The organism is Streptomyces rapamycinicus NRRL 5491 (assembly GCF_024298965.1).
Lineage (GTDB): Bacteria > Actinomycetota > Actinomycetes > Streptomycetales > Streptomycetaceae > Streptomyces > Streptomyces rapamycinicus.
Genome location: NZ_CP085193.1, coordinates 3,150,767 through 3,164,895, shown reverse-complemented (window position 1 = coordinate 3,164,895; position 14,129 = coordinate 3,150,767). Strand labels below are relative to the sequence as shown.

9 protein-coding genes and 1 tRNA gene are annotated in these 14,129 nt (G+C 70.3%); 5 read left to right on the top strand and 5 right to left on the bottom strand.

What is annotated here, in order from left to right:
* Window positions 1–155 precede the first annotated feature (155 nt).
* Both LIV37_RS12680 and LIV37_RS12675 read left to right on the top strand, forming a co-directional pair.
* On the top strand, window positions 156–1,700 hold the full coding sequence (locus LIV37_RS12680; protein WP_020867511.1) for an aldehyde dehydrogenase family protein: 1,545 nt from the start codon (window positions 156–158) through the stop codon (window positions 1,698–1,700).
* A 134-nt stretch (window positions 1,701–1,834) separates the two neighbouring features.
* Window positions 1,835–1,919 (top strand) — tRNA-Leu (locus tag LIV37_RS12675).
* On the opposite strand, the gene LIV37_RS52560 is transcribed toward LIV37_RS12675, so the two are convergent.
* The 3 genes from LIV37_RS52560 to LIV37_RS12660 form a co-directional block, all read right to left on the bottom strand.
* A complete protein-coding gene (locus LIV37_RS52560) occupies window positions 1,884–2,249 on the bottom strand; it encodes a hypothetical protein (RefSeq protein WP_373920612.1) in 366 nt (121 codons plus the stop codon). The two genes, LIV37_RS12675 and LIV37_RS52560, sit on opposite strands and share 36 nt — an antisense overlap.
* Window positions 2,250–3,014: 765 nt before the next feature.
* Window positions 3,015–3,263 carry a hypothetical protein gene (locus LIV37_RS12665; protein WP_158634911.1) on the bottom strand — a complete coding sequence of 83 codons (249 nt, stop codon included), beginning with the start codon at window positions 3,261–3,263 and terminating at the stop codon, window positions 3,015–3,017.
* A gap of 230 nt (window positions 3,264–3,493) precedes the next feature.
* Window positions 3,494–3,949, bottom strand: a complete 456-nt coding sequence (locus LIV37_RS12660; RefSeq protein WP_158634912.1) for an aldo/keto reductase — start codon at window positions 3,947–3,949, stop codon at window positions 3,494–3,496.
* Between the two features lie 247 nt (window positions 3,950–4,196).
* On the opposite strand from LIV37_RS12660, the gene LIV37_RS12655 reads away from it, so the two are divergent.
* Complete coding sequence (locus LIV37_RS12655) at window positions 4,197–5,051, top strand: lipase family protein (protein WP_020867509.1); 855 nt, start codon at window positions 4,197–4,199, stop codon at window positions 5,049–5,051.
* A 10-nt stretch (window positions 5,052–5,061) separates the two neighbouring features.
* The gene (locus LIV37_RS51740) at window positions 5,062–9,324 is read left to right on the top strand and encodes a caspase family protein (protein ID WP_148717849.1); all 4,263 of its coding nucleotides are present in this window, start codon (window positions 5,062–5,064) and stop codon (window positions 9,322–9,324) included.
* 207 nt (window positions 9,325–9,531) lie between these two features.
* Here LIV37_RS51740 and LIV37_RS12640 read toward each other — a convergent pair whose 3' ends face one another.
* Together LIV37_RS12640 and LIV37_RS12635 are read right to left on the bottom strand one after the other, a co-directional pair.
* Window positions 9,532–12,108, bottom strand: coding sequence for a GmrSD restriction endonuclease domain-containing protein (locus LIV37_RS12640; RefSeq protein WP_020867507.1), 2,577 nt, complete (start codon window positions 12,106–12,108; stop codon window positions 9,532–9,534).
* A gap of 173 nt (window positions 12,109–12,281) precedes the next feature.
* Complete coding sequence (locus LIV37_RS12635; protein ID WP_020867506.1) at window positions 12,282–12,734, bottom strand: ASCH domain-containing protein; 453 nt, start codon at window positions 12,732–12,734, stop codon at window positions 12,282–12,284.
* 526 nt (window positions 12,735–13,260) lie between these two features.
* Here LIV37_RS12635 and LIV37_RS12630 point away from each other — a divergent pair.
* The gene (locus LIV37_RS12630; RefSeq protein WP_020867504.1) at window positions 13,261–13,773 is read left to right on the top strand and encodes a hypothetical protein; all 513 of its coding nucleotides are present in this window, start codon (window positions 13,261–13,263) and stop codon (window positions 13,771–13,773) included.
* The last annotated feature ends 356 nt before the right edge of the window (window positions 13,774–14,129 follow it).

Here is a 14,129-nt window from a genome sequence, read left to right as displayed (position 1 = left end):
GACCGGGTCAGGGTCACACTCCGTGCCACTACCTTCCTCCCCGTACGCACGCCCATGCCGTACGGGCGTCGTACGCAGACTCATGCCGTATGGGCGTCCCTGCCGTACGGCCGCCACATCCCGCCCCGCCTGTGCAACGAGAGCGGAGATCACCGATGGCACCCACCCTCACCCTCAAGCCCGGAACCGCCTGGGACGACGCCTGGCAGCGCTGCCTGGCCGTCGCCCCCGAGGCGTTCCAGGACGACCGAGTCCTCAACCTCTGGGACGGCACCTGGCACCGCGACGGCCGGGCCCTCCCCGCCACCACCCCCGTGGACGGCACCCCCATCGCGGGCCCGCCACGGCTGGACGCCACCACCGCCCACCAGGCCGTACGCGCCTCCCTCGACCAGCATCGCGGCTGGCGCCACATCGCCCTCCCGGAGCGCCGGGCGCGGGTGTCCGCCACCCTCGACGCGCTCTGCGAACACCGCGAGCTGCTCGCCCTGCTCCTGGTCTGGGAGATCGGCAAGCCCTGGCGGCTGGCCCAGGCCGATGTGGACCGGGCCATCGACGGCGTCCGCTGGTACGTCGACGAGATCGACCGCATGGCCGAGGGCCGCACCCCGCTGCCCGGCCCGGTCTCCAACATCGCCAGCTGGAACTACCCGATGAGCGTCCTCGCCCACGCCATGCTCGTCCAGGCGCTGGCCGGCAACGCCGTCATCGCCAAGACACCCACCGACGGCGGGCTGTCCTGCCTCACCCTCGCCTGCGCGCTCGCCGCCCGCGAGGGCATCCCGGTCACCCTCCTCAGCGGCAGCGGCGGCGAGCTCTCCGAGGCCCTCGTCCGCTCGCCCGAGATCGGCTGCGTCTCCTTCGTCGGCGGCCGCGACACCGGCGCCCGGGTCGCCACCGCCGTCGCCGACCTCGGCAAGCGCCACATCCTCGAGCAGGAGGGGCTCAACGCCTGGGGCATCTGGAACTTCACCGACTGGGACGCCCTCGCCCCGCTGATCCGCAAGACCTTCGACTACGGCAAGCAGCGCTGCACCGCCTATCCGCGCTTCGTCGTCCAGCGCTCGTCCTTCGACGCCTTCCTCTCCGTCTACCTCCCGGCGGCGCGCTCCATCCGCGTGGGCCACCCCCTGGCGGTGGAGAACCCCACCGACAACCTCCCCGACCTGGACTTCGGCCCCCTGATCAACGCGGCCAAGGCCAAGGAACTCGCCGACCAGGTGTCCGAGGCCATCGACCGCGGCGCCGTCCCGCTCCACCGCGGCGACCTCGCCGACGGCCACTTCCTCCCCGGCCAGGACCTCTCCGCCTACACGGCCCCCGTCACCCTCCTCAACCCGCCCTCGACCTCCCCGCTCCACCACGCCGAGCCCTTCGGCCCGGTCGACACCCTCGTCCTGGTCGACACCGAGGCCGAACTGCTCGCCGCCATGAACGCCAGCAACGGCGCCCTCGTCGCCACCCTCTCCTGCGACGACCCCGACACCTACGACCGCCTGGCCCCCCAGATCCGCGCCTTCAAGACCGGCCACGGCAAGCCCCGCTCCCGCGGCGACCGCGATGAGCTCTTCGGCGGCTTCGGCGCCTCCTGGCGCGGCGCCTTCGTCGGCGGAGACCTCCTGGTCCGCGCCGTCACCGACGGCCCGGACCCCGAGCGCCTCCCCGGCAACTTCCCCGACTACCACCTGATGCCCGACTGACCACCCTCCGTGCCCACCCCCGCGTCCCCCCAGGTCGGCGCGGGGGTGGGCGCCCGGCATACGCAGGTGAAACGCACTCCCAAACCTTGGTATCGTGGTCCGTGTCGCCGCGGCCGAGCCGCGGAGCACACCTGGTCCGGGTGGCGGAATGGCAGACGCGCTAGCTTGAGGTGCTAGTGCCCTTTATCGGGCGTGGGGGTTCAAGTCCCCCCTCGGACACTCTCCGTACGTACATGAGGGCTGTGATTCCACGATCACGGTCCTCTTTTTCACGTCGAAGATGGGTGCGAGTCCGAGGCTCTCGTACCGGGGCTGCTTGCGTTCGGGGGCGGCGGCGAGGAGCCGGTCCTTGACGGAGCCGAGCTCGGTGACCATCCGCTGGATCCGCTCGGTCGTGAGGTTCGTCGACAGCCGTACCGCGAAAGCCGCCGCGTTCGCCGCGGCACGCGGTTGCCGCTCGCGGTCCTCCGCGCCGTTCTTCGTGCCGTCCGCCCGGTCACTGATGCCACGGATGATGCCGACCGGCAGACCGCTGAGATGCGTGCTCACCCGAGGATGACCCGACCGGGCACCGCCCGACCCCGATGCTGGGCCACGGTGCCCGCCCGGCGCGATCGAGAAGCTCGCCTCGTTGAAGGCGGCGAGGATGTGCGGGTAGTCCGGGTGCTCGGGCAGCTCGAGCGGGGATGTGGGGAGCCGGTCGGCGAGGCCGCTGACGGTCTTGCGGGCGATCGCGAGGTACTCGAGGTGTGTCTCTCGGCCTTCCGTAGCCTGGTCCGCACGTTGTCGATCTGCGTGCGCGGGCCGTCGGCCGGGGCTCGGACGGCGCCTTCCAGCAGGTCCAGTGCCTCAAGGAGGGGACGAAGGTTCCTTGTCGGCTCAGTTCCCTGTCCCGGTGAAGTGGTTGAACTGCACGAGCCGTCCGTGCAGGAGGCAGAAATCATTGCCGGGCAACGCGACGCCGCTTCCCCACCGGGCGTCTGGTCAGCCGCTGCTGTTGCCGGGGGCACCGCGGTCCGGCACGGATTGACCGTCAGTCCCCAATCGTAAGATGTGCAGTTCAGATAGGATGCCGGGATGTTTGCTCTGCTCCCGCTGGCCGCTCGCTCTGGCCCGCCGCTGGCATTCTGCGTCGGGGCCCTCGGCGCCGGTGCGATCGCCGTGATCTTCGGTTTGGGCTTCGCCTTCGACGTACGCGGGATGTCCACCCGCCAAGCCGCGCGAATGAGAGCACGTGTCCGCGAAGCCCGCCTGCTCAGGGGCAGCCTTGCCGAACCCGTCCATCCGGTCTCCCCGGAAGCGCGGATGAGGATGTCAGGAGGCTTCATAGCCCTCGCAGGAGGCGTCCTGTGCGCCGCTGGCTTCGCGTTGCTGCACTTGGGATAGGGGCTTGGTCGTCCTCGAGGGGCAGGTGACCGCCGAGGCGAAGGGCAACCACGGCGGACGGCCGAAGGTCATCGACGGGGACATGCTCACCTTCGCCATCGCGCTGAAGAACAAGGGCGTGCCGGTACTCGACATCGCGAAGAGGCTGACGATCAAAACGGGGAAGAACGCGGGCAAGTCGCCGTCGGTCGCCTCGCTGTACCGGCCTCGGAGTGGCCCGGTCCTCATTTCGTCTACGACGGCCCTTCGCGCGACTGGGATGCCGTTCGGGCCCATCAGCATCTGTTGGGCGGGCCTGCCATGGGGTCTGCCGTCGTGCACTGTGCCGATGGGTAGGTCGATGTGGCCCAGGGCTTCGGGCACGAGCAGAGACCCGGGCCCGACGGGGACGAGTAGCGATACCGCGGTTACTGGTGGCCGCCAGTTCTCGTAGGAGCGCTCTTTCGCGTTGGTGCGGGTGCTGGGCTGGACGCGGTGGGAGAGGTCGTTCGCGTCGCCGTCATGTCGAGTCCATGGCAGCGGTCACGAGGGGTTCGATGTGTTGCGGTTGGCTTGTGCTGAGGGTGGGGCGATGTGGTCGCCGCGGTTGAAGAGCCAGTGGAGGGCTCGGCGACTCCCCAGGTGGCAGCGAGGGCGACGGCGTCGAGTGGTCGGTATGCGACGTAGGCGATGTCGAGGTCGCTGTAGTTTTTCAGCGCGGGTCGGAGCACGGTTATGTTGAGGACGTTCTGGACCGCGGCGACGGTGAATTCCTGGCGGGCGTCGTCGATGTCCTCGGGGGTGACTTTCGACAGGCCGATGTGCCCGATCTTGCCTTCGTCCTGCAGGCCGTTCCCCGCCGCGATACGCAGCACATCCACCATCCGGTCCCGGTCCGTATGAGAGGCTCGCATCTCGGGCGATGAGTGGGAACGTGGCTCGGGCTACCGCGGAGCCTTCCTTGTGTCACCACAGCCGTATCGTCAGTGGCCGAATCCGTCAGCAGGGCCTCGACTTCAGGTCTGGGCGTGCTCCCCGACTTCCCATCGCTCACGGCCGCCGGATGCGGGCGGGCCGCCGGGGCGCCCTCATATAGTGTTCTTGGTGGGGCGATGTGGACGCGAGGGTGGCATGGCGCGTGTGGTCGGGGTACACGGGGTGGGCCAACAAGTACTGGGGCAAGAGAGCCTGCTGAGCAGATGGCGACCGGCGCTGCGGGACGGCCTGCGGCAGGCCGGCGGCGCACTGCCGGGGGAGGGGGATCTGGCCATGGGCTTCTACGGCGACCTGTTCCGGCCGGCCGGGCGCCCGCTGGCGGTGGGCGACCCGCCCTACACCTCCGCCGACGTGGCGGAGGGCTTCGAGCAGGATCTGCTCCTCGCCTGGTGGGAGGCTGCTGCGGCGGTGGACGACCGGGTGGCGCCGCCGCGCGGCGACACCCTGGCGCGCACTCCCCGGTCGGTGCAGGCCGCCCTGCGCGCCCTGTCCCGGTCGCGGTTCTTCTCCGGCCTGGCACTCCGGGCCTTGGTCTTCGACCTGAAGCAGACCCGCCGTTACCTGACCGAGTCGGGGCTGCGCGAGGCGGTTCGGGGTCGGGTGCATGCGGCCATCGGCGACGACACCCGGGTCGTCGTGGCACACTCGCTGGGCTCGGTGGTGGCCTATGAGGCGCTGTGTGCCCTGCCCGGCCATCCGGTGCGGGCGCTGGTGACCCTCGGCTCGCCGCTCGGGATGCGCATGGTGCTCGACCGGCTCGAGCCGGACCCCGGCCCGGTCCACCGGTGGCCGGGCGGTGCGGACTTGGCGTGGACGAATGTGGTGGACCACGGCGATGTCGTGGCTTTGGTCAAGGACCTGCGCCCGGCGTTCGGCCCGCGAGTGACCGGCGTGGTGGTTCACAACGGAGCTCACGCTCACGACGCGACCGCCTATCTGACGGACGCCCGCACCGGCGCGGCCATCGTCGGAGGACTCGGTGCCGCCTGAGGACGGCTCGGTGCCGGCTGAGGACGGCTCGGCGCCCCGCCGTTTCCTGATCGCAACGGCGATCACCCGGTACCCGAAGGCCACCCATCTCGGCTGGGACCGCCCCGACCTGGCCGACGCCCGCCGACGCGTCGTCGAACTCTTCACCAACCGCCTCGGCTACCGTCACGTCACCGATCTCGGACTTGATCCGACCAGCGATCAGCTCACCACTGGACTGCGCGCGTTCTGCATGTCCGCGGAGCGCCGACCCGACGACCTGGTCGCCGTCTACATCGCGGGACACGGCGAAGTCCTCGACGACGACGGCGAGCACGTCCTGCTCACCGCGGACACCGACCCCAAGGACATCGACGACGCTCTGCCCACCCGCCGCCTGGCCCGCAAGATTCTGCGCCGCACCCATGTGCGCCGCCTGCTCATGCTCTTGGACACCTGCTACTCCGGCCGGGGCGGCAACGAACTCGCCGCCGCCGCCCTGGACCGGATGAACCACCAGTGGGGCGAGGAGACCGGCTCCGGCCTGATCGTCATCTCCGCCGCCCAGCCCCAGGAACAAGCCGAAACCGGGGCGTTCCCCCATCTCCTCGAACAGGCTGTGACCAGCCTGGCCACCGCGGGCCACGGCCCGCGCACCCTGGCGCTGGACTCCGTGGTTCAGCGGATGAACGACCACCCGGACCGGCCTCCCCACCAGCGCATCGGCCTCACCCAAATCGGCCTGACCGGCGAGGTGCCGCCCTTCCTCGCCAACCCCCGCCACCAAACCCGACGTACCGAGGTCGACCTGGAGCTTCAGCAGGCCGCCCAGTGGGAGGAGCACGCCGCGCGGCGGGAGACCGAGTTCCGCACCCGGCTGCTGGCCGGAGCCCAAGGCGCCACTCCCGACCACGCCGGCTGGTGGTTCGCCGGCCGCCGGGCGGCGCTCGGCACGATCACCGATTGGCTTGTGGCCCGCAGTCCCGCGCAGCCCGCGCTGGCCGTCACCGGGGACCCGGGCTCGGGCAAGACAGCCGTCCTCGGCCTGATCGCCGCCCTGACCCACCCCGAGCGGCGCCGCACCGTCCCTTTCGACAGCTTGGTCTTGGACCCGCAGTCCCTGCCGCAGCACGCCGTCGACGTCAGCATCCACGCCCAGAACCTCACCAACGATCAAGTGCTCCAGGGCCTGGCCGCCGGCGCCCGGGTCCGGGCCGGCACGCTGGGGGAGTTCCTGGAAGCCCTCGGGCCCCGGAAGTCCAGCGACGATCGGCCGTTCACCGTTCTGATCGACGCCCTCGACGAGGCAGCCACCCCGATCCTCCTGTGCAGCCAGGTACTGCGCCCCCTGATCACACACGCCAGCGGCCGGGTCCGGCTGCTGATGGGCACCCGCCCGCACCTGCTGCCCTGGCTTGAACTGGAGCGTACCGGGCGGATCGACGTCGTCGATCTCGACGCCGACCGGTACGCGGACCCGGACGCCCTGCTGGAGTACACGATCCGCACCCTCATCAGGGCCCACCCCCGCTCTCCCTACGAGAACTGCCCGCCTCCACTGCGGATGGCCGTCGCCCGCGGGATCGCCGCGGCGGCCGGCCGGTCGTTCCTCGTCGCCCGGATCTCCGCGGGCACCCTGGCGGCCGACCCCGCGCTGCCCGACCCGGCCGACCCTGCCTGGCGGGCCAGCCTGCCTAAGCTGCCCAGCGAGGCCATGCGCCGGGACCTGCGGCAGCGCTTGGGCGCGGACGCGGCCCGCGCCACCGACCTGCTGCGCCCGCTGGCCTTCGCAGAGGGCCGCGGGCTGCCCTGGGAGGACATCTGGGCACCGCTGGCCGAGGCGGTGTCCGAACGCCCCTGCGTCGACGACGACCTGCTGTGGCTGCGCGAGGCCGCCGGGGCCTACGTGGTCGAGGTCACCGAGGACGGCCGGTCCGCCTACCGGCTCTACCACCGCGCGCTCGCCGAGCATCTACGCGAGGGCGTGGAGACGGCCGCGGTACATGCCGCGTTCACGCGCACCCTGGTCTCCCGGGTCCCCTACGGCCCTGACGGCGCTCGCGACTGGAGCCGCGCCCACCCGTACACCCGGCGCCACCTGGCCGGGCACGCAGCGCACGGCGGGCTGCTCGACGAACTGGTCACCGACCCCGAGTACCTGGTGCACGCCGACCCGGCCGGGCTGATGCCCCACCTGCCCATGGCCCGGTCCCCGGCCGCCCAGCTCCCCGCCACCATCTACCGCACCTCCTTCGGCACCCACCGCCGCACCGGCACCGACGAACGACGCCAGATCCTCGCCCTGGACGCGGCCCGGTACAACGTCTCGCCCTTCCTCGCGGCGCTCAACGGCCGTGCCGCGGACCACATGTGGAAACCCCTGTGGGGGTCGGGTGGCACGCTCTCCCCCACGCTGCGCGACACCCTGCCGTCCGCCGCCGGGCCGGTGCGTGCCATGGCACTCGCGCTGCTCGACGGTCATCCGGTCGCCGTCACCGGACACGGCGACACCACGGTCCGGGTGCACGAGCTGGCCACCGGCAGGTCCGTCGGGCAACCGTTGACCGGTCACACCGGGGCGGTGACCGCCGTAGCGTGCATCGAACTGAACGGGCGGCCGGTCGCCGTCACCGGGTCCGGCGACCGGACGGTGCGCGTGTGGGACCTGAACACGGGCACGCCGGTCGGCGGGCCACTGGCCGGACACACCGGGCCCGTGGTCGCGGCGGCATGTACCGAGCTGGGCCGCCCGGTCGCCGTCACCGGCTCGTACGACGGCACGGTACGGGTGTGGGATCTGGCCACGGGCAAGGCCATCGGGCAGCCGATGACCGGGCACACCAGCACAGTGGCGGCGGTCGCCTGCACCGAGCTGGACGGCCGCCCGGTGGCGATCTCCTGTTCGGGTGACCGCACGGTGCGGGTGTGGGACCTGGAGACCAGCCGGCCGGTCCTGGACCCGATGCAGACCGGGCACGGGGCCTGGGTGAACGGGGTGGCCTGCGCGCGGCTGGGCGGTCGCCCGGTCCTGGTCACCGCCTCCAGCGACGGGACGCTTCGGGTATGGGACCTGGGAACGCGGCGGCTGGTCCGCGGGCCGATGTTCGGGCACACCAGGGCCGTTGTCGCGATCACCTGCGCGGTGCTGGACGGGCGGCCGGTCGCCGTCTCCGCCTCCAGCGACGGGACGGTGCGGGCCTGGGAACTGGCCACCGGGGAGTCCGCCGGGGAGCCGATGACCGGACACACCGGAGGCGTGAACGCGGTGGCCTGCCTGGTCCTCGACGGCAGCCCCATCGCCGTGACGGCGTCCGACGACCGGACGGTGCGGGTCTGGGACCTGCTGACCGCCGGGAAGCGGGTCGGTGCATGGCGCACTGGCCACACCGGCGAAGTCACCGTGGCCGTGGCCACCCGGCTGGGCGACCGGCCGGTGGCGGTCACCGGCGCCAGCGACAAGACCGTTCGGATGTGGGACGCGTCGACAGGGCAGGCCCTTGGCAAGCCCCTGACCGGGCACATCGCCACGGTGGTCGCGGTGGCATGCACGGTGCTCGACGGGCGTTCGGTCGCGGTCACCGGCTCGGATGACGGCACAGTGCGGGTCTGGGACCTGACGAGCGGGCAGGCTCTCGCCACCCGGATGGCCCGGGGCGGAAGCGGTATCACGGCGGTGGCGTGCATGACGCTGGACGACCGACCCCTCGTGGTCGGCGCGGCCGAGGACGGCACGGCGCGGGCGTGGGATCTGGCGACCGGGGAGCCGTTCGGCGAGCCGGTCACCGTGTCCGACGGCCCACTGCGCGCCGTGGCATGCGGGGCGCTGAACGGTCGGCCGGTTGGCGTCGTCGCCTCCGCCTGTGGGGAGCTGCGGGTGTGGGATCCGGCCACCGGGAGCACGTCCCCGCTCGGCGATCACGACCGGCCGGGCGCGGTGCGCGCGCTGGCCGTCACCGCGCTCGCCCGTGGACTGGTCACGGTCACCGGCTCGGATGACCGGACGGCGCGGGTGTGGGACCTGGACACGAGAACACCCATCGGAGGGCCGCTGGCCGGCCACACCGGGCCGGTGACCGCCGTCGCCTGCGCGTCCCTGGACGGTCGCGCCGTCGCGGTGACCGGCTCCGGTGACCGGACGGTGCGAGTCTGGGACCTGACGATGCGTCGGCAGACCGGTGTGGTGCACCTCATGGCCCCCTGCCGCGCGGTGGCGCTCAGCGAAGAGGGGCACCTGATCTGCTGCTTCGGCGATCACATCGCTGTCCTCGCCTCGGGCCGGCTGGTCAGAGAGTGACGATGCTTCCCACGTCCCGGGCGCCCCACTGAGGGCTCGGACCTGCGCATCCGTTCACTGGGGCGCCAGTAGTTCCAGCACCGTGATCAGCGGTTGGATCCGTGGGGTAATGGTTGCAATCCCCCCTCGGACACGTTCTACGGACGTTCACGAGATCGTCCGTAGCCCAGGACAGTCCCCCCTGGTTTCCCTCGTCCGGCCCGCTTCTCAGGACGTGCGCCCGCTCTCCCAGCGGTCCCGGAACCAGGTCAGGGTCTCAGTGAGCAGCTTGCGGTTGTGGTCCTTCTCCAGCAGGGACAGCCGGAAGCTGGGCCGGAGTTCCAGCTTGCCTTCCGGGATGTCGACGCCCTCCAGTTCGTTGAGGCGCCTGAGGAGTTCGGCTCGCAGGGCTCGGTCGGTGAAGGGCTCGCGCGCCGCGAGGTGCTGGAAGACCACCTCGGCCGTGCCGCCGCGCCCGCTGCCCGGGTAGAGCGTCAGCGGCCAGATGCCGTGTCCGGGTCCGCCTGCCTCTCCGAGTACGAGGAATGCGCTGGTGGTGACGTGTCCCGCGCCGTAGCCGATCCAGCCGCCGAGTGCTTCCCAGCGAGCGAGGAGCGTGCGTACCGCCTCCACCGTTTCGGGGGAGTCGTCCGCAGTGAGCTGGCGGATGAACCGGTCTGCGCGTGTCTCCTCGCCCTGGCCGGCTGTCGCGGTGTCCTGTGTGGTGTCCTCGCCGTCCGTCTGGTCCTCGTCGGCGCCGGCGATCAGCAGGGCGAGATCGTCGGAGGTGAGGCGCTGTGCCGGGTCGGCGGCTCCGGAGATGGTGAAGCGAATGCCGTCGGCGGCCAGTCGGGCGCGGATGTCGCCGCCGGTGTCCTGGGGTGCCCAGCGGAAGCCGTCGGAGACCTTTCCGTCGGAGGTGAGCACCCGGTACGCGTTGGCCACCTGGGGCGTGTTGGCCAGATGGGTGCCCACGGCCTGGGCTCCCGAGCCGAGGAACGCGGCGAGGTCGCCGTAGGAGGTCCATGTGCCGTGCGGCAGCGCCGCGAGCACCTGGTGGGCCAGATGCCAGTCCCGGCTGCGCTCCGCGCGGCCGACGCCTCGCAGCGGGGCCGGCCACAGTCCGATCGCGCGCTCGGCGAGCTCGTCGGCGCGGGCCAGGATCTCCGTGGCTCCCCAGCGCTCGGTGGCGGCGATACGGCGGTTCATCTCCAGGTGGCTGCCCTGTAGCAAGCCCTGCTTGCGTTCGAAGGGGTGGTTGGACAGCTCGGAGTTGACCGCGGTGAGGGTCAGGTTCCCGAGGGTGTGCTGCAGCCGGGCGTGCAGGTCCTCCGTGCTCTCGGAGTCGGCCGCGTCCTCGCGCAGCATCTCCAGCCACTCGTCACCGGGCGACTGCGGCATGACGTGCTCGATGGTGAGCTGGGCGGCGGCGAAGTCCACAGGCTCGGGATGCTCGTGGCTTTCCTCCAGCCGCTCCAGGACCATCCTGCGCTGATTCCAGCGCCCGTACTGGTAGAAGGGGGCTGTGCGGGCCTTCTCGCGCAGTTCGTCGTCGTCGGGCCAGAAGCGGTTGTCCGCGGAGAGCAGCTGGTGCAGGCCCTGGTCGACCGGCACGTCGAGCGGGAGCTGACCGGGCATGGCCTGGAAGATCCGGTTGAGGTTGTTCGTCGGCACCCGGCAGATCATCCGGCGGACCAGGAAGCTTTCGATGTACGACATGGCGCGGGCCGTGGCGGGGGAGTCGAGCTCCCCGCGCTCGCGCCGGTCGAGCAGCAGCATCAGCGCGGGGTAGGTGACCTGGGCCTGCCAGGCGTCCAGGCGGTGCAGATGGGCGCGGACCGATGCGTCAGGCTCCTCTTCGGGGTGGAGCAGCCGACGGAAGAGAGTCCCGTGGCGGTGCAGTTCCCTGATGTACGCCTCGATCTCCGGCTCGCCCACCTCCCCGTGCTCGAATCGCTGCTGCTGAGCGGTGTACAGGTCCTGGCGGCGGACCCGGTCGTCCCCATCGAGCACCAGTTGCAGCCACATGAGCTGTTCGAGCTCGTCGTTGCTCAGGCTGTTCTGCAGCGGCAGCCAGTAGGTCTCGTAGATGTGCTCCCCGCGGGTGGGCAGCCGCATGAAGAGGTAGTTGCGCAGCAGGTCGGCCTGGCTGAGCTTGAGTCCGGTGTTGTTGAGGGACTCGAAGATGCGGTGCACATTGTCGCCGCGCTCGGCGGTCACCGCCACCAGCGTGAGCCGGGAGGTGATGGCCTGCTCGAGGCGGAACACGTCCTGCGGGGCCGCAGGATCGTCCGCTTCGACGAGCTTGCGGCGGAAGAAGCCGTAAGCCGCCGCGACGCCGCCGCCGGCGGCCTGGTCCGTGACCGCGCCGCGGATGTGCGCGGCGAACGGGGGCCGGTCGGCCTGGGTCGGCAGCAGTCGTAGGTGGTCGTGGCCGCTCTTGCGTTTGTTGATCAGGTATTCCTCATCGATGCGCTCGGCCTCCTCCGGCTGGGTCCCGGCGATGTGGTCACGGATAGCGGCGAGGGCGAGGGCGAGCGTGGTCAGCCGCTGCTGACCGTCGACGACGAGCCAGCGGGGGAACGTGGCCTCGTTCTGCGGGGACGGGGCGAGCACGAGCGAACCGAGGAAGTGCGTGCTGGCTTTCCCTCCGGTTTCCAGCAGCTCGGCCTGTTCCAGGATGTCGCTCCACAGCTGCTTCAGATGCTTCTCCGTCCAGGAATACGTCCGCTGGTAGAGCGGCACCTGGAACTGCTGGGCGCGTCCCTGAACGAGGTCGGCTAACAGCGTCTCCTTGGCTTGCATAGTGGCCCCCCACTGGTGCTCGATGCGGTCGAAGCGTATGGGAAAGACCCTATGGCCTCGCATCGACAGGCGTGGAATTCGAAGCAGCCCGGCCCGCGTGCCCGACCGTCGGATCAGTCCTTGTCCAGACACGCGTACACCACAGCGGCCCGGGCAACCCCTCGGGTTCCTCATCAGGCGGAACCGGAGTCGATGACCCGCTGGAGGAGTTCGGCACCTGCTGCGTCGGCGCTTGCGATGGACTTGAGTTCCTCCACGTTGAAATAGCGGTAACTCTGCGGGACGGTAAAGGACGAGCACGCTCGGCGCAGCGTGGTGAGCGGCACGGGCGCGGGCAGTTTCCTCGGAGTATCGAGGAAGAGCGCTGACAGCGCGCCGACCCCGGTCGCGTACTGATCGTATTCGCGCCGGGTGATTCCGGATCGCGCGGCAACGCTCTCCCAGAGGTGGCCTGGTTCAGCGGTGACGACGGTGTCGACGCGGACGGTGCCGACCAGTGCCATCTCGGGCGCGGAGGCGTAGAGCACCACGAGGGCCCCCGGCGGGAAGGCGACCCGACGCCGACGCAGCTCGACGGTCTTGGTGCCGTCGAGAGTCGCCGAGGCGAAGCGCGGGTGGATCGACATCAGGACCGGTTTCCTCGATGGCGGTGTCACGGTCTGGCGTGCCCTTCCTCATACACGGCGCGGAACAGTCGCGGGCTGATCCGGAAGTTCGACCGCAGGGACAACTTATGCCCCTGCGCCTCGGCGAGGTGCCGGAGACGAGCCAAAGGCACAGGGCGCGACAATAATTGTGTATCGGAGAAGCGGAGTGCCATCACGCGTCCCTCGTGGCGGAGTGCGATGTTCCTGACCTGTGCTCGGTCGAAGACTCCGAGGTGGCGGAAGCGGTCGTACAACGCGCCCGCTTCGTTGACCAAAACCTCATCGAGGCGCGAACAGGCGAAAGCGCGCCAGTTCACAGAATCTGAGACTCGGTAGAGCTCGAACCGGACCGAGCGGCCGGCGCATTGCGTCAGGAGACGCATGGGTTCGGGGCCAACTCGCGTTAGGTTACAGGCAGATCAGCCCAGGGGGTCTGGAGCGATTGGCGGCGTCTGTGGGCCTTTGCCCCCATGGCTGCCCGGCTGAAGTCAAGGGGGTCCGTGGCATGAAGTACAAGAACGAAGCTCAGATCATGAAGGCGCTTGGGATCGAGTCCTGGAGGAACCTCTCCAAAGATAAGATGGTCAGGTTCGCAGCCATGATGCCCAACATGGACACCGAGGTGGCTCTCAAGATCGTCGAACAGTTCCCCGCGTTCAAGGACTTCGCCAAGGATGCTGTGAGTGCCATCGAGAGAGCGCACCAGTCTACGTTCTCAGCCAACAACCAAAGTCAGGAGCATGTCCACCGGGCCTGGCAGGAGGTCAGGGACATCCTCAAGGGCGAACTCGGCAAAGACGACCTGAGCCGGGAAGAGAAGAAGTTTCTGATCGAGCAGATCCAGGAAACTGCAAGGATGCAATCTCAAAAGGACAGCGAGAACAAGCAGTTCTTGGATGGGGCGCTCAAAAAGGTGCTGGTCGGCGCTACCGCCGCAGTCGCCCTCGGTGTGGCTTTCGTCGGCGGCAGAGTGATGGCCGAGTCCAAGGACAGTACCGAGAGCTCCCAGGACGCCTGAACTGGGCTCGGTCACCGGGGCAGCTTGGCGGTTCGTTCAGGGGGAACCGAATGGGCTTGCCGGCCTCTTCCAGGAGCCCGGCCCGCAGCAGGGCCAGGCGCCGCGTCCCCGTTGGTCGGCAGGTCCCGCAGCATGGCCTCGGGCAGCCGCTCAGCTCCCTCGGCCTCGCGCACGGCCAGGGCAAGGCGGGCCATCTCGGCGACCTTGCGGGCCATCTCGGCGACCTTGCGGCGCCATCCCGTGCTCGGCCTCGATCACCTCAAGCACCAGACGGGCCTGTTCCCATCTGTCGACCGGCCGACCGACGATCGCGCTGACCGTGGCGTCGTCCAGCGCTCGGGGCACGGTGAGGAGCG